The 22,727-nt window shown below is 64.3% G+C and carries 17 protein-coding genes; 7 read left to right on the top strand and 10 right to left on the bottom strand.

The features are described from left to right. Window positions 1–78: 78 nt before the first annotated feature. Genes CKW40_RS22510 through CKW40_RS22525 form a run of 4 tightly spaced genes read left to right on the top strand, consistent with a single transcriptional unit; the run spans window position 79 to window position 4,155 of the window. Complete coding sequence (locus CKW40_RS22510) at window positions 79–1,626, top strand: sugar ABC transporter ATP-binding protein (RefSeq protein WP_095202063.1); 1,548 nt, start codon at window positions 79–81, stop codon at window positions 1,624–1,626. Further along, complete coding sequence (locus CKW40_RS22515; RefSeq protein ID WP_095202064.1) at window positions 1,623–2,603, top strand: ABC transporter permease; 981 nt, start codon at window positions 1,623–1,625, stop codon at window positions 2,601–2,603. The genes CKW40_RS22510 and CKW40_RS22515 overlap by 4 nt, the downstream gene beginning before the upstream one ends. Window positions 2,604–2,617: 14 nt before the next feature. Beyond that, window positions 2,618–3,604, top strand: coding sequence for an ABC transporter permease (locus CKW40_RS22520; protein WP_095202285.1), 987 nt, complete (start codon window positions 2,618–2,620; stop codon window positions 3,602–3,604). A 2-nt stretch (window positions 3,605–3,606) separates the two neighbouring features. Next, window positions 3,607–4,155 (top strand): gluconokinase, encoded by a 549-nt coding sequence (locus CKW40_RS22525; RefSeq protein WP_095202065.1) that lies wholly within the window; start codon window positions 3,607–3,609, stop codon window positions 4,153–4,155. Here CKW40_RS22525 and CKW40_RS22530 read toward each other — a convergent pair. The 3 genes from CKW40_RS22530 to CKW40_RS22540 all read right to left on the bottom strand — a co-directional run bounded on the left by CKW40_RS22530 (window position 4,150) and on the right by CKW40_RS22540 (window position 7,048). Further along, a complete protein-coding gene (locus CKW40_RS22530; RefSeq protein ID WP_095202066.1) occupies window positions 4,150–5,280 on the bottom strand; it encodes a hypothetical protein in 1,131 nt (376 codons plus the stop codon). The two genes, CKW40_RS22525 and CKW40_RS22530, sit on opposite strands and share 6 nt — an antisense overlap. Before the next feature lie 82 nt (window positions 5,281–5,362). Beyond that, on the bottom strand, window positions 5,363–5,812 hold the full coding sequence (locus CKW40_RS22535; RefSeq protein ID WP_095202067.1) for an RrF2 family transcriptional regulator: 450 nt from the start codon (window positions 5,810–5,812) through the stop codon (window positions 5,363–5,365). Window positions 5,813–6,061: 249 nt separating this feature from the next. After that, window positions 6,062–7,048, bottom strand: a complete 987-nt coding sequence (locus tag CKW40_RS22540) for a sulfate ABC transporter substrate-binding protein (RefSeq protein ID WP_095202068.1) — start codon at window positions 7,046–7,048, stop codon at window positions 6,062–6,064. Window positions 7,049–7,279: 231 nt separating this feature from the next. On the opposite strand from CKW40_RS22540, the gene CKW40_RS22545 reads away from it, so the two are divergent. Together CKW40_RS22545 and CKW40_RS22550 are read left to right on the top strand one after the other, a co-directional pair. After that, window positions 7,280–7,555, top strand: a complete 276-nt coding sequence (locus CKW40_RS22545; RefSeq protein ID WP_095202069.1) for an antitoxin — start codon at window positions 7,280–7,282, stop codon at window positions 7,553–7,555. Next, a complete protein-coding gene (locus tag CKW40_RS22550; RefSeq protein WP_095202070.1) occupies window positions 7,555–7,953 on the top strand; it encodes a type II toxin-antitoxin system VapC family toxin in 399 nt (132 codons plus the stop codon). The genes CKW40_RS22545 and CKW40_RS22550 overlap by 1 nt, the downstream gene beginning before the upstream one ends. A 15-nt stretch (window positions 7,954–7,968) precedes the next feature. Here CKW40_RS22550 and CKW40_RS22555 read toward each other — a convergent pair whose 3' ends face one another. The 7 genes from CKW40_RS22555 to CKW40_RS22585 form a co-directional block, all read right to left on the bottom strand. Then, the gene (locus CKW40_RS22555) at window positions 7,969–9,009 is read right to left on the bottom strand and encodes a sulfate/molybdate ABC transporter ATP-binding protein (protein ID WP_095202071.1); all 1,041 of its coding nucleotides are present in this window, start codon (window positions 9,007–9,009) and stop codon (window positions 7,969–7,971) included. A gap of 13 nt (window positions 9,010–9,022) precedes the next feature. Then, window positions 9,023–9,907 carry a sulfate ABC transporter permease subunit CysW gene (gene cysW, locus CKW40_RS22560; RefSeq protein ID WP_095202072.1) on the bottom strand — a complete coding sequence of 295 codons (885 nt, stop codon included), beginning with the start codon at window positions 9,905–9,907 and terminating at the stop codon, window positions 9,023–9,025. Beyond that, a complete protein-coding gene (gene cysT, locus CKW40_RS22565) occupies window positions 9,900–10,751 on the bottom strand; it encodes a sulfate ABC transporter permease subunit CysT (protein WP_095202073.1) in 852 nt (283 codons plus the stop codon). The genes cysW and cysT overlap by 8 nt, the downstream gene beginning before the upstream one ends. A gap of 82 nt (window positions 10,752–10,833) precedes the next feature. Then, a complete protein-coding gene (locus tag CKW40_RS22570) occupies window positions 10,834–11,862 on the bottom strand; it encodes a sulfate ABC transporter substrate-binding protein (protein WP_095202074.1) in 1,029 nt (342 codons plus the stop codon). 209 nt (window positions 11,863–12,071) lie between these two features. Beyond that, window positions 12,072–12,803, bottom strand: coding sequence for a M15 family metallopeptidase (locus CKW40_RS22575; RefSeq protein ID WP_095202075.1), 732 nt, complete (start codon window positions 12,801–12,803; stop codon window positions 12,072–12,074). Continuing rightward, complete coding sequence (gene pbpC / locus CKW40_RS22580) at window positions 12,796–14,886, bottom strand: penicillin-binding protein 1C (RefSeq protein WP_244571253.1); 2,091 nt, start codon at window positions 14,884–14,886, stop codon at window positions 12,796–12,798. Before pbpC ends, CKW40_RS22575 begins: the two co-directional genes overlap by 8 nt. 140 nt (window positions 14,887–15,026) lie before the next feature. Beyond that, on the bottom strand, window positions 15,027–20,525 hold the full coding sequence (locus tag CKW40_RS22585) for an alpha-2-macroglobulin family protein (RefSeq protein WP_095202076.1): 5,499 nt from the start codon (window positions 20,523–20,525) through the stop codon (window positions 15,027–15,029). Window positions 20,526–20,797: 272 nt separating this feature from the next. On the opposite strand from CKW40_RS22585, the gene CKW40_RS22590 reads away from it, so the two are divergent. Then, window positions 20,798–22,726 carry an autotransporter assembly complex protein TamA gene (locus CKW40_RS22590; protein ID WP_095202077.1) on the top strand — a complete coding sequence of 643 codons (1,929 nt, stop codon included), beginning with the start codon at window positions 20,798–20,800 and terminating at the stop codon, window positions 22,724–22,726. The last annotated feature ends 1 nt before the right edge of the window (window position 22,727 follow it).

Below are 22,727 nucleotides of genomic sequence, written 5' to 3' on the forward strand. Positions count from 1 at the left end.
CACTCCCGGCGCCGTGGGATTCTCTCACGGCGCCGGCCACTCGATATCTCTGGTCGTCAAAGTGCCTCGGGAGGGCCTATGGACGCTGCGGTTCCGCTCTTCCAGATGGAAGGCATATCCAAGCGCTATGGTGGCGTGCGGGCGCTGGAAAAGGCGGAGCTTGTCGTCACATCCGGCAGCATCCACGCCATCCTTGGCGAAAACGGCGCCGGCAAATCGACGCTGATCAAGGTGATGGCGGGCGTTGTCGCGGCCGACGAAGGCCGCATGACGCTGGATGGCCGTGAGGTGACCTTCGCTTCGCCGGCTGCCGCCAACAAGGCAGGCATCGTCTGCATCTTCCAGGAACTGTCGCTGGTTCCTGAACTCAGCGTTGCCGACAACATCGTCATTTCCGATCCGCCCAAACGCTTCGGCATGATCGATCGCAAGGCGCAACGCCGTATCGCGGAGGAAGCGCTTGCCCGCGCGGGCGCGGGCGACATCCACCCGTTGGCGTTGGTCAAGGACTTGCCCTTGTCGCGCCGGCAGATGGTCGAGATCGCCAAGGCGCTGGCCAGGAAGCCGCGTATCCTGATCCTCGACGAGGCGACGTCCGCGCTCACCGCCGCGGATGTCTCGAACATTTTTGGCGTGCTGAAGCGGCTGCGCAGGGAAGGACTGGCGCTGCTCTACATCTCGCATCGCATGAACGAGATCGCGGAACTCGCCGATCAGTGCACGGTGTTCCGCAACGGCCGCAACGTCGCCAGCTACAAGGCCGGCTCGAAGAGCGACAATGAGGTGGTCGAATTGATGATCGGCCGCGAATACAGTCACATCTTCCCGCCCAAGCCGGCGGCCGTGCCGGCTTGGGCCGCACCCAGGCTTGAAGCCCGCAAGCTCTCATGGACCGACCGGCTGCACAACATCTCGCTGACCGTCAGGGCAGGCGAGGTGGTCGGCCTCGGCGGTCTCGACGGGCAGGGACAGCGCGAATTGCTGCTCGCTTTCTTCGGCGTGCTGCGCGGCCTTTCCGGCGAGGTGCTGATCGACGGCAGGCCGGTGACGATCAGCAGTCCCGCCAAGGCGCGGCAGGATGACATCGGCATGGCGCTGATCCCGGAAGACCGCAAGACCGAAGGGTTGATGCTGCCGATGACGGTGCGCGAAAACCTGTCCTTCGCCGCGCTCGACCGGCTGTCCAAAGGCGGCATTATCGACCGCGCCGCCGAGCAGCGGCTGATCGACGACATGGTCGGCCTTCTGGCCATCAAGACGGCGGGTCTCGACATTCCGGTCGGCGCGCTGTCGGGCGGCAACCAGCAGAAGGTGGTTATCGCCAAGTGGCTGATGCGCCAGCCGCGCATCATCCTGCTCAACGACCCGACGCGCGGCATCGATGTCGGCACCAAGCAGGAACTCTACCAGCTGATGCGCAAGCTGGCGGATGCCGGTGCGGCGATCCTGTTCTATTCGACCGACTATGACGAGCTGATCGGCTGCTGCGACCGCGTGCTGGTGCTCTATGACGGCGCGGTCAAGCGCGAGCTGGTCGGTGCCGAGATCACCGAGCGGGCGCTGATATCAAGCGCGCTCAACATCCATGGCGAGGAGAGCCCGGTGGGCCTGGGAGCAGACGCGTGAAGGATTGGCGCTATTGGCTGGCCGAGCAGCGCGGAACGCTGCTGGCGTTCGGCATCTTCATCGTCATGTTCGTCATCTACACCTCGAACCATCCGGCCGGCTTCACCGCCAATGTGGTGCAGACGGCGGCGAACAAGGGCGTGCTGCTCGCCTTCGTCGCCATGGCACAGACGCTGGTGGTCATCACCGCCGGCATCGACCTGTCCGTCGGCATGATCTTTCTCCTCACCAACTGCCTGGCCTCCTGGCTGGTAGTGGGCACGCCGATGCAGACGACGCTCGGCGTCATTGCCGTGCTGGCGGTCGGCCTTCTCTGCGGCGCCATCAACGGCGCCATCGTCATCTACGGCCGGCTGCAGCCGATCGTCGCCACCATCGCAACCGGGGCCGTCTATTACGGCATTGGCCTCTTGCTGCGGCCCTTCCCGGGCGGTTCGGTCAATGAGGATCTGGCCGATGCGATGACCGGCCGTGTCTTCGATGTGGTGCCGGCGAGCCTCGTCGTGCTGCTCGCCATCGTGCTGGTGATCTGGGTGCCGTTCAGCCGCTCGGTGCTTGGCCGGGCCGCCTACGCGGCGGGGTCTTCGGAGACGGCGGCCTATATGTCGGGCGTTCCGATAAGGCGCGGCAAGTTCGCCGCCTACACGCTGGCCGGGCTGCTGGCGGCGATCGGCGGGCTGTTCCTCACCTTCTTCACCTATACGGGCGACGCGGCCTATGCCAGCGGCAACGCCTACACGCTGTTCTCGATCGCCGCCGTGGTGCTCGGCGGCGTCTCGCTGTTCGGCGGCAAGGGCAGCGCCATCGGCGCCATCTTCGGCGCGCTCGCCTTCCGCACCATTGGCGATCTGTTGTTCGTGTTCGATTTCGATCCGCTCTGGCAGCCGCTGTTCCAGGGCGTTATCCTGCTGGTCGCCGTCAGCCTCGGCGCCTTCGCCCTGTTTCGGGTCCGCAACCGGCTGGAGTGGTTCCTGTGAGCGAAACGACGCCGATGGTTGGGAAGAGCAACGGCGGCATTGCCGGCCGCATGCCGAAATTCATCCGCCGCGCCGACCCGGCGGTGCTGACGGCCTTTGCCTGCATCGTGTTGTTGCTGTTCCTCGGCAGTCTCTATTCCAGAAGCTTCCTGTCGCCTGAATATCTGCTGCAGCAGCTCAAGGTCGCCTCGTTCCTCGGCGTCATCGCCACCGGCATGATGCTGGTCGTGCTGCTCGGCCAGATCGATCTGTCGGTGCCGTGGTCGGTGGCGGCGGGCGCGATGATGGCCTGCGCGGCGGCCGCCTATGGTCCGGCGGGCGTGGTGCTGGCTATCCCGTTCGGCATCTTCTGCGGCGTGCTGATCGGCATCGTCAACGGCATCGGCGTCGCCTATCTGCGCATTCCCTCGATGATCATCACGCTCGCCACCAACGCCGTCGCGCAAGGGCTGATGGTGGTCTACACTGGCGGCTTCTCGCCGCAGGATTCGGCCACCGGCGCCATGCGTTACCTCGCCACCGGCTTTGCCATCCCCGGCGTGCCCAACGCCGTCATCATCTGGGCCCTGATCGGGGCGGCAATGGTGTTCGTGCTGACCCGCACCGGCTTTGGCCGCACGGTCTACGGCATCGGCAACCGCGAGCGCGCCGCCTATCTCTCCGGCATCGACACAAGGCGCGTGGTGATGATCGCCTTCGCCGTCTCCGGTGGGCTCTCCGCCTTTGGTGGTGTGCTTCTGGCCGGTTATGCCTCCAAGGCGGCTCAGTCGATGGGCGATGCCTACCTGCTGCCGTCGATCGCCGCCGTGGTGCTCGGCGGCACCTCGATCTTGGGCGGGCGCGGCTCCTATCTCGGCACCGTCGCCGGCGTCATCCTGATCACGCTGCTGCAATCCATCTTGTCGGTCATGCAGATGCCGGAGGCGGGGCGGCAGATCATCTATGGCGTCGTCATCGTCGCCATGCTGCTGCTCTACGGCCGCGCGCCGGCAAGCCGCTGACAGTGGGTGAAAAAGCAGCGCAGGCGCCGACGGGCGCTCCCGGCTCAGTGCCTCCGGCCATCGTGGTGATGGGCGTTGCCGGCTGCGGCAAGTCGGCCGTCGGCATCGCGCTGGCGGCAGCACTCGGCGCCGTCTTCATCGAAGGCGACAGGCTTCATCCGCCGGAGAATGTGGCGCGCATGGCAAGCGGCGAGCCGCTCACCGACCAGTTGCGCGAGGGCTGGCTCGACGCCATCGGCGAGCGTATCGCGGCATCGATCCGCGAAGGGCAAGGCGTGGTCGCGGCCTGCTCCGCTCTGAAGCGCAACTATCGCGAACGCCTGCGGGGCTTTTGCGCCGACATCGTCTTCCTCTATCTGGAAATCGACCCGGCGACGGCGCGTGAGCGCGTCGCCGGCCGCAAGGGCCATTTCATGCCGGCAAGCCTGGTCGACAGCCAGTTCGCCATCCTGGAGCCGCCGGCGAGGGGTGAGCGGGCCCTGACAATCGATGCGACGCGTCCGGTTGCCGATGCCGTTGCGGATGCAATGCGGCTGCTGGCCAGGTCATGAACCGGTATCGTCGCCTGTCATGGTATGGTCCGAGGCTTCCGTCAGCCTCCTGCTGCTGGACCAGATCAGCATCTGTTCGGGAAATAGTTTCAGCGCTTCGAGCAGCCGGTCGCGCTTGAGCAGGATGTAGCGTGCCTGCATCACCATGTCCTTGGCTCCGTCCCGTCCCGTCTCCGCTTCAGCCGGCAACAATTCCGGGCTGATGACGGCCCGGTATTCGCGGAAGGGAACCGTCTCGAAGGTCGACATTGCAAACAGTGCCGCTCTGCCCCTTGCGGCGAAATTCGCCGGCGCCGACGCAAGATGCGTCCAGCCGCTTTCGCCGATCGCGACCTCGGTGAAGATCGAGCCTGCATGGATGGTGTTGGTCATCAGCACCACGCCATTGCGCTTCAGGATCTTCTGGATGCGGATGGTGACCTGATAGGCATCGTCGCGCTCGAAGACGATGCGGCTCTTGAGGTAGCGGTTCTCGACCTTGACCAGCGGTGGGTTCAGGAAACGCAGGCCGAACATCGATTCCGAGATGCCGTGGGAATTGACACTCACCTGATGTGCCTCGATGCCCGCCTCGTGCAGGGCGCGCTTGCCGAGAATGGTCTGGGAGGTGAACTGATCGCACCAGACGATGGCGCCGTGGCCGCGCTGCAAGGCCGCCTGCAGCCCCTCCTGTCCCTCCAGCCGGATTGTCGGGGCCCATCGGAAGCCGGCAATGTGCGCGGCAAGCTGCAGCCGGCGGCGGTGGCGCGCCGCGAGCAATGCCTCGAACAGCTTGCGCGCGTCGATGCTGCCGCCAAGCACTGCGCGCGTCGCGGCTGCGTAGCCAGGAAATTGCTTGCGCATATGGCGTTTCAGGCGAAGCCTGGACATCCGGTCGCAGATCGACGCCCACCAGCGCACTGGCACTGAAGCCGCGACGAGAAGATAGAAGGCAGCGAGCAGGCTTTCGCGCAGGTCCTGGTTCGAGAACCGGCGCACCCTGCCGGGGTAGATGACCTTGCGGCTGAAGAAGCGTACATCCTCTGCCCGTTCCGGAACGAGAATGTCGGCGATGATTTCACTGCGGAAGGTGGCCGCGGATGGCGGCTTGTGGTTGCGGGATTTTGCGAACCACGACAGCCTCATCGGTCCAGCCTGTTGTCCAAGACCGCTTTACTGCGTTGGCATGGACCGTGCAACCTTGCGACGCTGAGCGCCACGCAGAGGCTCAGATTTGCGAGGACAGCTCGACCGGGAAATCGTCGTTGTCGGCATCGCGCATGGCGGCGAGGCTTCTGTTATCCAGCACCTCGGCGATCGCCTGGCGCACTTCCAGCATCATGTGCCGGACCTGACAGGTCGCCTCGTCGCAATCCTCGCAGCGCTGGTACTGCGTGCGGCTGGCGCAAGGTATCGGCGCCAGCGGCCCGTCCAGCACGCGAACGACATGGCCGATCTTGATCTCGGAGGCCGGGCGGGCAAGCCGATAGCCGCCTTCCTTGCCCTTGCGGCTCAGGACGAAGCCGGCATTGCGCAATTCGCCGAGAATGGCATCGAGGAATTTCTTCGGGATGTTGTTGGCGACGGCGATGTCGTTGACGAAGGCCAATTGGCCCGCCGGAAGACTGGAAAGATGTACGAGGGCCTTGAGGCCGTACTTGCCTTTTTTTGTCAGCATGCCCGAGTCAACCCTTGAAGCCCCAACCACCCCGCATCTGGCGGCTGTTTGTGTGCAAATAATGACGGTTTCGCCGCGCGATGGCATTTCGCGAAAACAAGACGCCAAATGGCACGTTAGGCACAAACGCGTTGATTCTTTGTAACGTTTTGCAGGGATGGCGCCGTATTTGTCATGGCCGATGGCAAAAACGAAGAAAGCCGGCTCATTGCCGGCTTTCCCTTAGCTGTTCTTTGTATGCTGTAGCCGTCAGCGGCTGCCATAGGCCTGGTCGAGCAGGCCGCCGGCGGCGAAATGCTCTTTCTGGATCTTGTCCCAGCCGCCGAAGACGTCTTCCACCGTCAGCAGACGCACGTCGGGGAAGTCAGCCTTGTATTTGGCGGCGACGGCTGCGTCGCGCACCCGGTTGCCGTTCTGGGCGAGGATGTCCTGGCCTTCGGGCGTGTAGAGGAAATCGAGATAGGTCTTGGCCAGAGCGCGCGTGCCGTGCTCGTCGGCGACCTTGTCGACGATCGCCACCGGGAATTCGGCGAGCAGGCTGACCGAGGGCGTGACCTGCTCGAACTTGTCGTCGCCATACTCCTTGCGGATGCCGCGCGTCTCGGATTCGAAGGTGATCAGCACGTCGCCGATCTCGCGCTGCACGAAAGTGGTGGTCGCGGCGCGGCCGCCCGTATCGAAGATCGGCACATTGTTGAACAGCTTGGTGATGAACTCCTTCACCTTGGCGTCATCGCCCTTGAAGGCTTCCTTGGCGTAGGCGGTGGCGGCCAGATAGGTGTAGCGCGCATTGCCCGAGGTTTTCGGGTTGGGGAAGATCACCTGCACGTCGTCGCGCACCAGATCGTTCCAGTCCTTGATGTGCTTGGGATTGCCGGCGCGGACAAGGAACGAAGGCAGCGAATAGAAGGGCGAGGCGTTGTTGGGAAAGTCCTTCTGCCAGTCGGCGGAGACGAGCCCTTTCTTGACCAGGAAATCAACATCGGTGACCTGGTTGAAGGTGACGACATCGGCGCCCAGCCCCTCGGCGATGGCGCGCGCCTGCGCCGAGGTGCCGGCATGCGACTGGTCGACGGTCACGCCCGGATGCCCGGCGACGAAGGCCCTGTTGACCTGAACGAACAGTTCGCGGCCGACGTCATAGGAGGCGTTGAGCAGCTTGTCGGCCGACCAGGCTTGGGAGGATGCGAGGAACAGGCCGGCAACCGTGGCAACACCGAGAAAAAATCGCTTCATGAAAAGGCTCCGGATGCAATGCGTTTATGCCCAGACCATAGCCGTGGGATGGCCCGCACGACGAGGCACGCGCGATGGTTGTGAGGTGGTGTCGTGAGAAAAGACGTCGTCACAAATACCTGTCGTTAGAATTCTGTTCCGGCCAGCGCCTTCTCGCCTCCGAATTGTTTCTCACCTTGCGTTGCTGTGTCATTTGGCATATACAAATGGGATATACAAAGGGAGGCAGCCATGCCCCAGCACCGTCATTCGACAACGCCACCACCGAAGGAGGCCAAGCTCTTCCGCAACAACCGCAGCCAGGCGGTGCGCATTCCTGTCGAGTTCGAGCTCCCCGGCGATAAGGTTTTGATCAGCCGCGAAGGCGACCGCCTTGTTATTGAGCCGGTCCGCAAACCCGGCCTTGCCGCGCTGCTCGCCCAATGGGCGAAAGAGGCGCCGCTTGGTCCTGAGGACGATTTTCCCGAGATCAACGATCCGCCTGTCGAAGCCGAGGACATTTTTTGATGCGGTTCATGCTGGATACCAACATTATCAGCGACATGATCCGGAACCCGGCCGGCAAGGCCGCCAGTGCAATGTCGCGCGAGGGAGACGCCGCTGTGTGCACCAGCATCGTCGTCGCCTCTGAATTGCGATATGGCTGCGCCAGGAAGGGATCGGCCAAACTGCTCAAGAAGGTCGAGGACCTGCTGGCCGAGATCCCTGTCCTGCCGCTCGATGTGCCGGTGGATGCCAAGTACGGCGCACTTCGCGCCGAGCTGGAGGCTGTTGGCCAACCCATTGGCCACAACGACCTTTTTATTGCCGCTCACGCCTGCGTATTGGGCACCACGTTGGTGACGGCCAACATGGGGGAGTTCACCCGGATACGGAAACTGAAGGTCGAGAACTGGCTGGAATAGCGCCTGACCTGGAGATCACGCCGCCGGAAACAGCTTCCAACGCCCCGGACGGAAAGCCACCCGGCTCTTTTGCGCCGCCGGATGGTCGACAGGCAGTTCGATCTCGACCCGCTGGCGCTCGCCGCCGATCTCGAGTTCGACGCGCCGCGTACCGGCGACGCGGCGGCTGGCGGCCACCGTGCCGGCGATGCAGCCGCTGCAGCCGTCGAGCAATTCGACATCGTGCGGGCGGAAATACAGCGTCGCGTCACCCTCGGGTGCGTGCGGCGCCGACAGCCCGATCGGGCGATCGGCGAGCCAGATTTCGCCATTCTCGACTTTGACAGGAAGCGAGCTCGATTCGCCGATGAAGCCATAGACGAAGGGCGAGTTCGGCGTGTCGTAGATGTCGTCGGCGGTGCCGACCTGCTCGATGCGGCCCTGGCTCATCACCACGACGCGGTCGGCAAGTTCCAGCGCCTCTTCCTGGTCGTGGGTGACGAAGACGGTGGTGTGGCCGGTGCGGTCATGGATCTCGCGCAGCCAGCGGCGCAGTTCCCGGCGCACCTGTGCATCGAGCGCGCCGAACGGCTCGTCGAGCAGCAGCACCTTGGGTTCGATGGCCATGGCGCGCGCCAGCGCGACACGCTGGCGCTGGCCACCGGAGAGCTGTGCCGGATAGCGTTTCTCCAGCCCGGAAAGCTGGACGAGATCGAGAAGCTCGGAGGCGCGGCGGCGTATTTCCTGCGCCGGCGGCCGCGAGGACCCGTGCCGCACCTTCAGGCCGAAGCCGATATTGTCGGCCACCGTCATGTGCCGGAACAGGGCATAATGCTGGAAGACGAAGCCGACATTGCGCTCCTGGATCGACTTCTGCGAAGCGTCCTCGTCGCCGAAGAAGATTTTTCCCCGCGTCGGCCGCTCCAGCCCGGCGATCAGCCTGAGCAGCGTCGTCTTGCCGGAGCCGGACGGCCCTAGCAGGGCGATCAGTTCGCCCGACTTGATGTCGAGCGACACGTCATGGAGCGCCGGAAACCGCTCGAACTCTTTGCGCACGTTGGCAACGCGAACTTCCATACAAATCCCTCTGCTAATGTCCGCGCGTCGCGGCAAGCTCGGCGCCGTAGCGCATCTCGAGCAGTGTTTTCAAGACCAGTGTGACCAGCGCCAGCCCGGCAAGCAAGGAGGCGACGGCGAAAGCACCGACCGCATTGTACTCGTTGTAGAGGATTTCGACATGCAGCGGCATGGTGTTGGTAAGGCCGCGTATATGGCCCGACACCACCGACACCGCGCCGAACTCACCCATGGCGCGCGCGTTGCACAGGAGCACGCCGTAGAGCAGGCCCCATTTGACGTTGGGCAGCGTCACATACCAGAAGGTCTGCCAGCCATTGGCGCCGAGCGAAAGGGCTGCCTCCTCATCGCCATTGCCCTGTTCCTGCATCAGCGGGATCAGTTCGCGGGCGACGAAAGGGAAGGTGACGAAGACGGTGGCCAGCACAATGCCGGGCACGGCGAACAGGATCTGGATGCCATGTCCCTTCAGCCACTCGCCGAGCAACCCTTGCGCGCCGAACAGCAACACATAGACCAGGCCTGAAATGACAGGCGAGACCGAGAAGGGCAGGTCGATCAGCGTGGTGAGGAAGGCCTTGCCCTTGAACTCGAACTTGGCGATGGCCCAGGCGGCCGAGATGCCGAAGACGACATTGAGCGGCACCGAGATCGCCGCGACAAGCAGTGTCAGATGGATGGCCGAGCGTGCGTCCGGCTCGCCCAGCGCTTGCGTATAGGCACCGACGCCTTTCGCCAGCGCCTCGTGGAAGACGATGATCAGCGGCAGGAGCAGGAAAACGCCGAGGAAGACGAAAGCGATGGCCATCAGCACGGCTTGTGCCGGACGGCTTTCGGTCACCGCCGCCGAGCGGCTCTCATGGTAGGGTTCGTAGGATTTGATTTCGGGGTCAGCCATAGCGCTTGCGGCTCCATGTCTGCACGAGATTGACGACCAGAAGCATGACGAACGACAGAGCGAGCATGATCGCCGCGATCGCGGTCGCCGCCGGGTAGTTGTATTCCTCCAGCCGGATGACGATCAGAAGCGGCGCGATCTCGGACTTGTAGGGCAGATTGCCGGCGATGAAGATGACCGAGCCGTATTCGCCGACGCCGCGCGCGAAGGCCAGCGAAAAGCCGGTGATGATGGCCGGCGCCAGACCCGGAAACAGCACGCGGGTGATGATCTGGAAACGGCTGGCGCCAAGCGTGGCGGCGGCTTCCTCGACCTCTTTGTCGATCTCCTCCATGATCGGCTGCACGGTGCGCACGACGAAGGGCAGGCCGATGAAGACGAGTGCCACGACGATGCCGAGCGGCGTGTAGGCGACCTTGATGCCGAGCGGCATCAGCAATTTGCCGATCCAGCCGTTCGGCGCATAGAGCGTGGTCAGCGCGATGCCGGCCACCGCTGTCGGCAGGGCGAAGGGCAGGTCGACCATGGCGTCGACGATGCGGCGGCCGGGGAAGCGGTAACGCACCAGCACCCAGGCGACCAGCGTGCCGAAGATGACATTGACGGCCGCCGCGAGGAAGGCGGTGCCGAAGCTGATTTCCAACGCATTGATGGTGCGGCGGTCGCTGGCGATCGCCCAGAATTCAGCCCAGCCGAGAGACGCCGAGCGCCAGACCAGCCCGGACAGCGGAATGAGGATGATGAGGGTGAGGTAGGCAAGCGAGAAGCCGAGCGTCAATCCGAAACCCGGAATGACACTCGGCTGCCTGAATCGCCACCCCGCCTGCGCGGGTGCTGTGGTCATGGAGTTCTGGATCGTCCCTTCTTACTCAACCAGATTTTCGCTCAAGAAGCCCATTCGCGGGCTTCTTCGGCACTGCCGAACCTCACTGGGCCGGCTTATAGATCTGGTCGAATATACCACCGTCGCCGAAATGATAAGGCTGCGCCTTCTTCCAGCCGCCGAAAAGCGGGTCGTCGATGGAGATCAGCTTGATATCGGGGGTCTTGGGCAGATCCGCCGGCGCCACGAGTTCGGGCTTGGCCGGGCGATAGTGGTTCTTGGCGATGATCGTCTGGCCTTCCTTGGAATAGAGCCAGCCGAGATAGGCTTCAGCCACCTTGCGCGTGCCCTTGGCATCGACATTGGCGTCGACGATCGCCACCGGCGGCTCGGCCAGGATCGATGTCGGCGGATAGACGATCTCGAAATTATCCGCGCCGAATTCGTTGAGTGCCAGATAGGCATCGTTTTCCCAGCCGATCAGCACGTCGCCAATGCCTTTTTGCGCGAAGGTGACGGTCGAGCCGCGCGCGCCGGTGTCGAGCACCGGGGCATTGGCGTAGAGCTTGCCGACGAATTCCTTGGTCTTAGCTTCGTCGCCGCCATCGTTGGCATTGGCGTAGGCCCAGGCGGCCAGGTAGTTCCAGCGGGCGCCGCCGGAGGTTTTCGGGTTGGGCGTGATCACCTGGGTGCCGTCCTTGATCAGGTCGCTCCAGTCGTGAATGCCCTTGGGATTGCCCTTGCGCACCAAGAAGATGATGGTCGAGGTGTAAGGCGCTGAATTGTTTTCGAATTTCTTGCGCCAGTCGGGATTGATCTTCTTCGATTTGGAGACGATGGCGTTGATGTCGCCCTCGAGCGCCAGCGTCACCACGTCGGCGTCTAGGCCGTCGATCACGGCACGGGCTTGCGCGCCCGATCCGCCATGCGACTGCTGGATGGTCACCGTCTCGCCGGTCTCGGCCTTCCAGTGCGCGGCGAAGGCCTCGTCATAGGCCTTGTAGAGCTCACGCGTCGGATCGTAGGACACGTTGAGGATGGTGGTGTCGGCGAACGCGAAACCGAGCGTGCCGAACTGGACAGATGTGGCGACCAGTGCGCCGAGCAGTTTCCGGAAATGAGGTTTGGTCATTTCTGCCTCCGTTGAACCGGCGCCAAATCTAGCGAATTGATAGAAATTAGATGCATCGAATGTTGCCTTTTTTGTCCTCCTGAAGAAAATCTTGGACGATCTTCCGTCGCATGGGGAAATATTTTCCTCGCTGGCGCTCAGCGCGGATTCGAGGTCTATTTAGAGACGCGCGATGCCGAGGCAAGGTCGTTTGGGGCTTGATCCGGCAATTACTCGGCGCTCACCGGGAAATCGAAGCGCTGGGTGGGAAAGGGCTCATGCCCAAGGGTAAAATGCCACCATTCACGTGCGTAATTCTTGAAACCGCCGGCAAGCATGGCCTCGACAAGCAACTTGCGGTTTGCTGTCGCTTCATTGCCAGGCGGGCGGTGCGCGGTCTCGCTCATCGGGTCGAAACAGTCGAAACCGGTGCCGAAGTCGAGTGTATCGGCATCGATGGCGCCGCAAGCGGGTTTGGAGACGGATGGACCGCCGACCCGCGCAATCGCGACATCGACGGTCGAGCCACGCGAATGGGTTGACAGTTCACCGACATAACCCTTGGCGATGAGATCGCCACGCCGGACCCCGGGATACCATTGCGGATCGGACGGGCCGCCTTCGCGTGTCCATTCGCCCATGTCGGCGACGGCGCGGGCAGGGCGGTAGCAGTCGAATACGACCAGCGTCAGTCCTTTCGCTGCAATTGCTTGCTGGACGCCGGCAAGAGCTTGCGCCGCCTGCAAGGTGAGAATGCAGACTGGTGCGTCGTAGCCGTTGACCTTGCGGTGCAGGAAATTGCCCGATCCGGCGTAGCGGATGTCCTGGCGGATCGACGGGGCGATATCGGCGAGGCGGACGAAGCCGGTGGGGAGGGGGGTGGCATGTGCTGGCGGGACGGAAGCGGCAACCGTCAGCGCGTAAAAGCCAACGCGCAGAATCGCCTGGCGTACTCTATTCAACGAACACTTTCACGCTGGCCGCGCGCCCGGCCGCGTCGATCACGGTCAACGTCGAGTAGCCGGCACCGTCCGGTTGCCAGGTCGCGGTGCGGCGGCGGTCGAGGCCAACCAGCGGCTTGCCGTTGGCAAGCCAGCGGAACGGCGCCCGGCCGCCCTGCAGTTTCAGCACCAGCGGCGTGGCGTCGGCGGAATTGGTGGCGAGGTCGACGCGGGCGCCGTCCGGCGGGAAGATGATCGTCGGCGCGGGCTCGGTCGGCGTCGCCTGCACCAGGCCATCGGCGCCGGCGCCGAAGCGGGCGAGCGTCACCGGCAGGTCCTCGCGCTTGGGGGTGAAGGCGCCTGATGGTTTGCCCGGCAGCGGCACGGTGGCCAGGCCCGAACGGACGAAGCCCTCGAACAGGATGGGAGCGGCCGAGACATAGCCGGAAAGACCCGGCACCGCGCTGGCGTCGGGACGTCCGACCCAGACACCCAGCACGTAGCGGCCGTCGAAGCCGACCGACCAGGCGTCGCGGTAGCCGTAGGAGGTGCCGGTCTTGTAGGCGATGCCGCGCTGCAAGGCGCCTTCCGGTGGCTTGACGCCCGACAATATGTCGATGATCTGCCAGTTCGCCTGGTCGTTGAGGATGGTGGCGGTGGTGCGTTCGGCGTTCGCCGGCTCGGTGCCGTCATGCAGCGTGTGTGTCTTGCCGCCATTGGCGAGCCCCGTATAGAGCTGGACGAGGTCGCGCAGCGTGACGCCAACGCCGCCAAGGCCGATGGCCAGGCCCGGCGCCTCGTTGATCGGCAGGATCGGGTTGACGCCGGCCTGGCGGAAGCGCGCCATCAGCCGCGCCGGCCCCACCGCGTCGAGCACGCGGATCGCCGGCACGTTGAGCGACAATTGCAGCGCCTGGCGGACGCTGACATCGCCCTGGTAACCCATGTCGAAATTCTTTGGCCGGTAGCCGCCGAAATCGACCGGGCTGTCCTCGATCAGCGTTTCCTGCGCCACCAGCCCCTGTTCGAAGGCGAGGCCATAGATGAACGGTTTCAGCGTCGAGCCGGGCGAGCGCACGATCTTGGTCATGTCGATCCAGCCGGAGCGGCTGGCGTCGAAGAAATTGGCCGAGCCGACTTCGCCCAGAATGTCGCCGGTGCGGGAGTCGGCCAGCACCATGGCGACGGACAGACGCGGTCCAAGCTTGGTCGCGGCGTCGCGCGCCACCTGTTCCAGGCCTTCCTGGACGCTTTTGCGGATGGTCAGTTTGAGCGGCTGGCCGGGAACAGCCCTGGGCAGCATTGCATAGGCGGCGTGCGCGGCGAGCGCCGGAAGAGTGCGGCGCAGGCCCGACACATCGTCAAGGGCGGCGCGTGCGGCCTCGCGTTCGCCGATCAGGCCCGACGAGACCATGCGGGTCAGCACGCGGTCGCGGGCGGCATGGGCGATTTCGAGGTTGCGGTCGGGTCGGCGCTTTTCCGGCAATTGGGGCAAGGCGACGAGCAGGGCGGCTTCGGAGACAGTGAGCCGCTTCGGCTCCTTGCCGAAATAGGCGAGCGAAGCGGCACGCACGCCTTCCAGATTGCCGCCATAAGGCGCCAGCGTCAGATAGCGCTCGAGGATCTCATTCTTCGACAGCCGCCGCTCGATCTGAATGGCGCGCAGCATCTGCTTGATCTTGGACCCGAGGCTGCGGCTTTCGCGCGGCTCTATCAGGCGCGCAAGCTGCATCGACAGCGTCGAGCCGCCGGAGACGATGTGGCCGCTGGTGATGAGCTGGCCCGCCGCGCGGCCAAGCGCCAGCACGTCGACGCCCTGATGGTCCCAGAAGCGCTTGTCCTCATAGGTGACCAGCATGTCGACGAACTGCTTGTCGACCTGGTCGAGCCGGGTTTCGAGTCGCCAGTAGCCGTCCGGCGTGGCGAAGGCACGCAACAGCTGGCCATCGCGGTCCTGGACTTCGGTGGAGACCGTCAACGTCGCCGGCAGGGGTGGCGGGAAGGCGCGGTCGAGTTCCCACAAGGTAGCTGTGGCGACCGCCGCAAAACCCACCAGGGAGGCGGCGGCGATGCCTGTTCGACGGAGAAATTTTCTGGAGAGCATGGCGCTACCCCTCATCCGCCTGCCCGTCCTCCGCAGCAGCTGCGCTGCAGCTGCGGAGGGTGGACCGGCACCTTCTCCCCGTTGAACGGGGAGAAGGTAACTGTCGCGGACATCGGCGTGTTCATCTTCGCCAAGGCACCTTACGGCGCCTTGATCTCCATCATGCCAGTTGCGGTGCGGGCCGAGTATTGCGGCCGGTACATGTCTTCCACCGTTGCCGCCGGATGAGCGTAGGTGCCCGGCGTCACTGCGCGCACGACATAGGCGAGCGTCAGATTGTGGTCGTGATCGCCGTCGGCAGGGTTGAACGCCGCGACAAAACGGTCGTCGCGGAATTCGAGATGGGCGGCATCGGTCTGTGCCAGCCAGGAGAAATTCGTCAATTGCGCGCTAGAGACCAGGCCGGGATTGTCGATCTCGAAGCCGGCCGGCAACAGGTCGGTGACCAGCAGGCGCGACGGCCAGCTGTTCTGCTCGGTGACCTTGAGCACGACGACATAGCGTTCGTTCTGGGTTGCCTCCGTCACATTGGCTTCGGTGCCATCGAGCTTGTAGTAGGTGCGGTCGATGGTGAAGCCGTCACCGCCGGCCGGCAAGGGCTGGATCGGCGACGCCACGGTGGTGATGACGGCCTGCAGCGGGGTCTTGCCGGTGTTGGCGATTTCGAGCGGGCTGTCGACCAGCTCGGAGCCGTTGACCTGGTTGGAATAGCCGCCTGAATGCGGCGCGCCATTGACGGTCAGCGTGATCGAATCATTGCCCTCCTTCAGCGCACGGGCCGCCAGCAGCATCCAGGAATCGTCCTGGGTGCTGGTCCAGCGGACTTCGGCGCGTTCCCTGGTCACCAGCTTGATCAGTTCCGGCACGATCGTCGACACCGGCTTCGATTCCGCCGCCAGCGACAGCATCGCCGCGCCGTCACGCAGCGCTGAGCCGTAGTCGGAGCGGTACCAGTCGTAGTCGGTCTGCGACTTGGCGAGCTGCAGCGCGGTCTTGAACGTCGCCTCCGAGCGCTGGGTGTCGCCGTAGAGCGCAAGGCTCGCCGCCAGCTGGGCAACGGCCATCGGGCTCGAGAAGGCTTCGAGCTGGGTATCGGCATAGTAGCGCAGATCGCCGATCGAGGCCTTCTTGTTGCGGGCGAGAACGTAGAGGGCGTAGGCGATCTCGCTGCCGCGGTCCTGTACGCTCTGGTCGTAACCGAGCGAGTTCTGCAGATTGCTCAGCGCCTGGTTCATGGCAAGCGCCGGCACGTCGTATTTCTGCTCGCGCGCCCTGGTCAGGAACTCGCTGACATAGGCGTCGAGCCACAGATCGCCGGAGCCCGGACCCCACAGGCCGAAGCTGCCGCTCGAGGACTGGTAGCTCAGCACCTTGTAGATGGCATCCTGGATACGACCGTGCAGGTCGGGGTCGCTTTCCATGCCGATGCCCGACGCCATCTCGTTGACGTAGAGAAGCGGCATGGCGCGGCTGGTCGTCTGCTCGGCGCAACCATAGGGGTAGCGGTCGAGCGTCATCAGCAGTGACGGCACGTCGAAGGCAGCCGCCTGCGAAACGCCGACGCTGACGGAAGCGCCGTCCAGCAGGCTTGCCGCCAGCAGCTCCTTATCGACGCGCAGCGCGCCGCCATTGCCCTTGAGGTCGACCACAAGGCGCGTGGTGACCGGCAATTGCGCCGGGCGCACCGGCACGTAGAGCGTTTGCTCGACCTTGGTGCCGTCGGCATGCGCCAGCTTGATGGTGAGCGAGGCATTGCCCGGCGTCTTTGCGATCAGCGGCACGGTCAGCGTCTGGCGCTTGCCCTGGGCGAGCGTCAGCTTCTGGGGCAGGGGCTTGTCACCGGTTGACAGGTCGCCTGTCGTGTCGATCGAGAAGGCATAGTCGCCGGCAGGACCGTCGGTATCGGCCACGTCGAGCCGCATGACGGCGGCGTCGCCGGGCGCCAGGAAGCGCGGCAGGCCGGCGGTGATGACCACCGGGTCGCGCACGATGACGTCGGACTGGGCATGGCCGACCGCTTCCTTGGTCCAGGCGACGGCCATGACGCGCACGGTGCCGTTGAACTGCGGAATGTCGAAGTCGATCCGTGCCTTGCCGTCGGCGTCGAGCTGGACGGGGCCGGAGAAGAAGGCGACCAGCTTTTCGGTGGGCGGGCTGCCTTGCGCCTGCATGTTGGCGCCGTCACCGCCGGTCCTGAGCTTGCCGGTGGTGCCGAGCGAGCCGTCGATCAGGCGGCCATAGATGTCACGGATCTCCATGCCCAGCATGCGCTGGCCGAAGAACCAGTTCTCCGGGTCCGGCGCCTTGTAATTGGTCAGGTTGAGGATGCCGACATCGACGGCGGCAACCATGACATAGGCGTTGGTGCCCGGCTGCACGCCGGCCACGGAAACCGGGATCGACAGCTGCTGGCGCGGCATCGTCTTGTCCGGCGGCGTCAGCGTGACCGCGAGCTTCTTGGCGCCCGGATCGACCGTCAGCCATTTCACGCCGATGGCGCGGGCCGGCATGCGCGTTTCCTGCGCATCGCCCGGCCGGAACAGGGTTGCCGTGACATAGGCGCCGGCGCCCCAATCGTCACCGACCGGGATGTCGACGGTGCTGCCGCCGGCAGGCACGGTCGCCGTGATGGTCTTCAAGAGCTTGTCGGAACCGACATTGATCAGAAGTTCGCCGGCAAAATGCGGCGAGACCTTCAGCTTGGCCACTTCGCCAGCGGCATAATTGTCCTTGTCGAGGGCGATCTCCAGGCCGTCGGGCGTCTCGGTGGTTGTCGAGGCGACATACCAGCCGGCGTCGAATTCATAGCTGGTGGCAGGACCCTCAGGATCGGAGGTCTCGACCTCGAGCCGGTACTGGCCCCAGTCGACCGGCACGGAGACGGTGGCGTCGCCATCGGCGCTAAGGTCGATCTGGCCGTTGGCGATCGACTTGGTCAAGGAGACCGGCTCGTAGTTCCAGGAGTTGTTGTTACGGTACCACTGGTAATTGCGTTCGACCTTGACCAGCGTCCACTGCGCGCCTTTCAGCGCCTCGCGCTTGCCGGCCGGATCGACGGCGATCAGGCTGAACTTGGCCGTGCCGCCCTGCGGCACTTCACCATCGGCGAAGTCCGGACGGATGCCGATCATATGGCCTTGCGGGCGGATGCCGATGTTGAGCGAGCGCTCGATGGCGCGGCCACCGGTTTCGCGCATGCGCACCGTCACCTTGCCGTTGACCAGCTTGGTGGTCGAGGGCAACTGGTCAACGGTAATAGGGAAGGTCGCCTTGCCGTCATCGCCGACCACCGGCAGGTTGGTCAGCGGCGTGACGGTGGGCTCCGCAGACTGCTCGTCGGCGAGGCCGAAGGAGAAGTTGGGGAAGCGGTCCCAGTCGCGTGCCGTCGACAGCGTCAACTCGCCTTCCAGCGCCAGGCCCGCCGCCGGCGCGCCATAGAGGAAGCGGCCGTCGATGTTGATGTTGGCGGTTTCGCCGCGCTCGATTTCCTGCTTGTCGGCCTTCATATCGAATTCGATGCGATCCGGCACGAAATCCTCGACCAGGAACATCTGGCTGGCGACTGCCGGCTGCTTGGGATCGGTGTAGATGGACACCGACCAGGTGCCCCGCATGGCGTTGGGTTCAAGCGGCAGGTCGACGGCATGGCCGCCGGCCGAAGCGCCGTCGCTGACGATGCGGCGGTCCTCGACGCCATCGGGGCGCGAGAAGATGAAGGTCAGCGGCAGGTTCTCGACCGCCTTGGCGGCGCCATCGCGGGCAAGGGCCGCGACATGGACATCCTCGCCGGCGCGGTAGATGCCGCGTTCGGTCCAGGCATAGACGTCGAGCGCGCCGGGCGCCGCGCGCCCGGTGACGCCGCGGTCGGACAGGTCGAAACCGGCCTTGGACATGTCGAGGAAGACGAAATCATTGTCGCCCTGCTTGGCCATCAGCACGGCCGGCACCATGCCGCCGTCGCCTCGCGTCAGGCCGGGATTGAAGATGGCATGGCCCTCGGCATCCGACGTCGCGGTGCCGAGAACCTCGTTGTTCCTGGCAACCAGCGTCAGTTCGGCGCCGGCTATCGGCTTGGCTGAGCCCAGCGAACGGGCAAAGACATTGAGCCCGTCCTGGCCGGTATAGGTCGACAGGCCGATGTCGGAGACGACGAACCACTGCGTGGCCAGCGAACCGTAATCGTCGCTCTTGTCGTTGACGGCCTGGGCGGTCAGCACATAGACGCCGGGCTTGCGTTGCGGCAGCGCTTCGTCGACCGGGAAGGAGGTCGTCACTTCCTTGTTGAGGTCGTTGACGATGTCGAGCTGACCTTGCCAGACCGGCGCGCCCATCTGCTCGGAAATGTTGGAGATGTCATAGCTGTCGAGCTGGTGCAGGAACTGGTAGCCGGACAGAAGCTGCGCCAGCGAACGGTCGCCGATGCGGTAGAGCTTCATCTCAGCGGCGTTCATGTTGACGGTGACGACCGGAATGCCGCGGCGCGCGCCGGCCGGCAGCACGAAGCTGTCGCCGGTGAAGCGGGCGGACGGGGCGCGGTCCTGCACATAGATCGACAGCACCACGGGAGCGGCGGTCACTTCGCCGATGGCGGCCGGCAGGCCGGCGCGGAAGGTGACGTCATAATGCTGGCCGTGTTCCAGCCCTTCGACGCAGATCTGCTTGTCCTTGGCCTCGACGCCCTTGGGCGGCGCGTTGTCGACGGTGACGAACTGCGCATAGTCGACGTCGGTTTTGACCAGTTCCTCGGAGAACTGCGCGCAGATGCGCGGCGCGCTGGTGTCGGCATCGACGCTGTGGTCGATGACACGGAAACCCTTGCGGGCCTTGAGATCGGCATAGTCCGCCTGCACGGCCGGCGACGTGACGAGCGCAAGGCTGGCTTCATAGGCCTGCAGCGCCGGGCGGTAGAGATCGCGCTTGTCGAGGCCGGCGCCAAGCAGCGCCAGCACGTCGGCGCGCGTCTTGGTGGTGCGCAAGAGCTTGTAGGCGTTGAAGGCGGCCGAAGTGCCGTTCATCGGCAAGGTCGACGCTTCGGAGGTGTTGGTTGCGGGCTGCACGGCCAGCGTTTCGCGCGCCAGCTTGAGCCAGAGCTGGCCATCGTCGGGCATCACCGAGACCGCGGCCTCGTATTTCTGCATGGCGGAGCGATGGTCGCCGGTCAGCACGGCCTGCTCGGCCGAGTTGATCAGAGCGGCCATGCCCTCGGTCGGCTTGTCAAAAGCCGGGCCGAGCAGCCTGTTGCGGTATTGCTGGGCCTGATCGGCCATCCAGTTGGGGAAGAAGGCGAGTTCCGGCGGGGCGCCGATATCGGGATCGCCGTCGATGTTGACGATCTTGCCCGCAACCGCGCCGTTGAAGGGTTTCAGCTGATTGTAGTCGGATTTGAGAAAGCACCATTTGGCCTTGGTGTTGTAGGTGAAGGCGCGGCAGGCCGGATCGCCAAGGCATGTCGTCTTGCACTGGTCGAGGGTGACATTCTGGTCGGATCTGAGATCAAAGCCGAAATAATCGGAATTGTCGGATGTTGCGATTCGCCGGGCCTCGGCCGCTTGCGCGACGTCATTCCAGGCTAAGACATTGGCCCAGGCGAAGAAGAGAAGGATCAGGATCGACAGATCACGAGCCGCGCGCATTGCCATAACACCCTCCAGACAATTGCAGACGTCCAGGCATGTTCAAGCTTCAGTCAAGCTTGTCAACACAAGGACGCGGCAGGGTTCCGCCTGCCAACGGTTTCCTTTCCGGCCAATGACCGGTAGTACCTCCATAGGACAGGGGATCACGCATTCTTGCGGCGACGCAGAAGGTGTGAATTCCAAGCCCGTCCTATTTCAGACAATTGGATTGTGGCCCCTTTACGAGCGCTTCAGAACTTCATTCCAATTTTAGTTTTGTAACCTAGGTTGTCTTAATGCCGGCGCATGAAGAGCAGATGTCAGGAGGGACCGCGCCAGGGCGCGCTCTTCCGCGCGCCCTGCTTTTGGCCATGATGTGCGCGACCGCGCTGGTTGCCGAATCACGGCCTGCGGCCGCTTTCGAGCTTTTCGGCATCAAGCTGTGGGGATCGTCCAAGGACGAGGACGCCGACATCGTCGACCCGCTGCGCTATGCCGTGACCATCACCGCGCCGGATGCCGACAAGGATCTGGTCAAGAAGCTCGAAAATGCCTCGGCGCTTAAAGGCGACGAGGACCGCCCGGTTTCGGGGTCGCTCGGGCTGATGGCCAAGGCGCGTAGCGACCGTGAACAGCTGGTTGCCGCCCTTTACGCCGATGCTCGCTACGAAGGCGTGGTCACCATCACCATCGACGGCAAGCCGATCGACCAATTGCCGCCGGACGCCGAATTCAAGGGGCCGCAGCCGATTCCGGTGGCGATCAACATCGCCGCCGGCCCCAAATTCACACTCGGCACCATCAGGCTGGAAGGTGACGCGGCCGGGCTGATGAGCGCCGACTATGGCCTGATATCAGGCGGCGACGCCGGGTCCGGCGCGGTGCTCAAGGCCGAGGCGCTGATCGTGCGGACGCTGAAGGAGCAGGGCAGGCCGCTGGCCAAGGTGACCGACCGGCAGATCGTCGCCGACCATGCCACCTCGACGCTCGACGTGACGCTGACGGTGGCGGCCGGGCCGGTCGCCGGCTATGGCGCGACGACGGTGGAAGGCACCGAAAAGGTCGACCGCGACTTCACCGAGTACATGACCGGGCTGAAGCGTGGCAAGCAGTACTCACCGCAGGAGATCAGCGACGCGCGCGACAGGCTGCTGGCGCTGGAAGTCTTCAACAGCGTGACCTTCAAGGAAGCCGACAAGCTCGATGCCGACGGCAACCTCCCGATCGGCGTCCAGGTCAGCGAGCGCAAGCCGCGCTATTTCGGCCTTGGCGGCACCTTCTCGAACACGGAAGGGCTCGGCCTCGAAGGCTATTGGGGGCATCGCAACCTGTTCGGCCAGGCCGAGAAGCTGCGTATCGACGGCGCCATCAGCGGTATCGGCAACAACAATCTGTCCGAGCTGAACTACAATGCCGGCATCATGTTCGAGAAACCCGGCGTGATCGGACCGGCATCGAAGTTCTTTGCCAGCGTCAAGACCGTCTTCGAGCATCCGGACGCCTACGATCATTTCTCGGTCAAGGGCAGCACCGGCCTGTCCTATGAACTCGACAAGAAGCAGACCGTGTCGGCCGAAGTGGCGCTCGACTATTCCAGGATCACGGATGCCTTCGGCAAGCACACCTATCTGATCGCCAGCATTCCCCTGCAATATGTCTACGACAACAGGGACAACCGGCTGAACCCGACCAGTGGCTTCCGGGTGCTGGCCTATGCCGAGCCGAGCTACGACATTATGAGCGGCGCCGCCTTCCTCAAGCTGAAGGGCGAGGGATCGGCCTATCAGTCGCTGGATACGGCCTCGAAGTTCGTGCTGGCCGAGCGCGTCGCTGCCGGCTCGATCGTCGGCACCGGGCTGGAGAACGTTCCGGCCGACCGGCGTTTCTATTCCGGCGGCGGCGGTTCGGTGCGCGGCTATGCCTATCAGGGTATCGGCCCCAAGGACTTCACCGGCCAGCCGATCGGCGGCCTGTCCTTCTTTGAGACCTCGGTCGAGATGCGCATCGCCGTCACCGACACGATCGGCATCGTACCGTTCGTCGATGCCGGCACGGTGTCGACCAGGTCGATGCCCAATTTCTCTGAGGTCAAGGTCGGCGCCGGTGTCGGCCTGCGTTATGTGACGCCGTTCGGGCCGCTGCGCATCGACGCGGCGGTGCCGCTTAACCGCGATCCCAGCGATCCGCATTTCGGCATCTATGCCGGCATCGGGCAGGCGTTTTGAC

This window comes from Mesorhizobium carmichaelinearum, from assembly GCF_900199455.1.
GTDB lineage: Bacteria > Pseudomonadota > Alphaproteobacteria > Rhizobiales > Rhizobiaceae > Mesorhizobium > Mesorhizobium carmichaelinearum.

Bases quoted from the DNA above. Each gene is read 5' to 3' on its own strand.
- CKW40_RS22510 (WP_095202063.1), top strand. From the start codon at position 79: ATGGACGCTGCGGTTCCGCTCTTCCAGATGGAAGGCATATCCAAGCGC.
- CKW40_RS22520 (WP_095202285.1), top strand. From the start codon at position 2,618: ATGGTTGGGAAGAGCAACGGCGGCATTGCCGGCCGCATGCCGAAATTC.
- CKW40_RS22530 (WP_095202066.1), bottom strand. From the start codon at position 5,280: ATGAGGCTGTCGTGGTTCGCAAAATCCCGCAACCACAAGCCGCCATCC.
- CKW40_RS22535 (WP_095202067.1), bottom strand. From the start codon at position 5,812: ATGCTGACAAAAAAAGGCAAGTACGGCCTCAAGGCCCTCGTACATCTT.
- CKW40_RS22540 (WP_095202068.1), bottom strand. From the start codon at position 7,048: ATGAAGCGATTTTTTCTCGGTGTTGCCACGGTTGCCGGCCTGTTCCTC.
- CKW40_RS22545 (WP_095202069.1), top strand. From the start codon at position 7,280: ATGCCCCAGCACCGTCATTCGACAACGCCACCACCGAAGGAGGCCAAG.
- CKW40_RS22550 (WP_095202070.1), top strand. From the start codon at position 7,555: ATGCGGTTCATGCTGGATACCAACATTATCAGCGACATGATCCGGAAC.
- CKW40_RS22555 (WP_095202071.1), bottom strand. From the start codon at position 9,009: ATGGAAGTTCGCGTTGCCAACGTGCGCAAAGAGTTCGAGCGGTTTCCG.
- cysW (WP_095202072.1), bottom strand. From the start codon at position 9,907: ATGGCTGACCCCGAAATCAAATCCTACGAACCCTACCATGAGAGCCGC.
- cysT (WP_095202073.1), bottom strand. From the start codon at position 10,751: ATGACCACAGCACCCGCGCAGGCGGGGTGGCGATTCAGGCAGCCGAGT.
- CKW40_RS22570 (WP_095202074.1), bottom strand. From the start codon at position 11,862: ATGACCAAACCTCATTTCCGGAAACTGCTCGGCGCACTGGTCGCCACA.
- pbpC (WP_244571253.1), bottom strand. From the start codon at position 14,886: ATGCTCTCCAGAAAATTTCTCCGTCGAACAGGCATCGCCGCCGCCTCC.
- CKW40_RS22585 (WP_095202076.1), bottom strand. From the start codon at position 20,525: ATGGCAATGCGCGCGGCTCGTGATCTGTCGATCCTGATCCTTCTCTTC.
- CKW40_RS22590 (WP_095202077.1), top strand. From the start codon at position 20,798: ATGCCGGCGCATGAAGAGCAGATGTCAGGAGGGACCGCGCCAGGGCGC.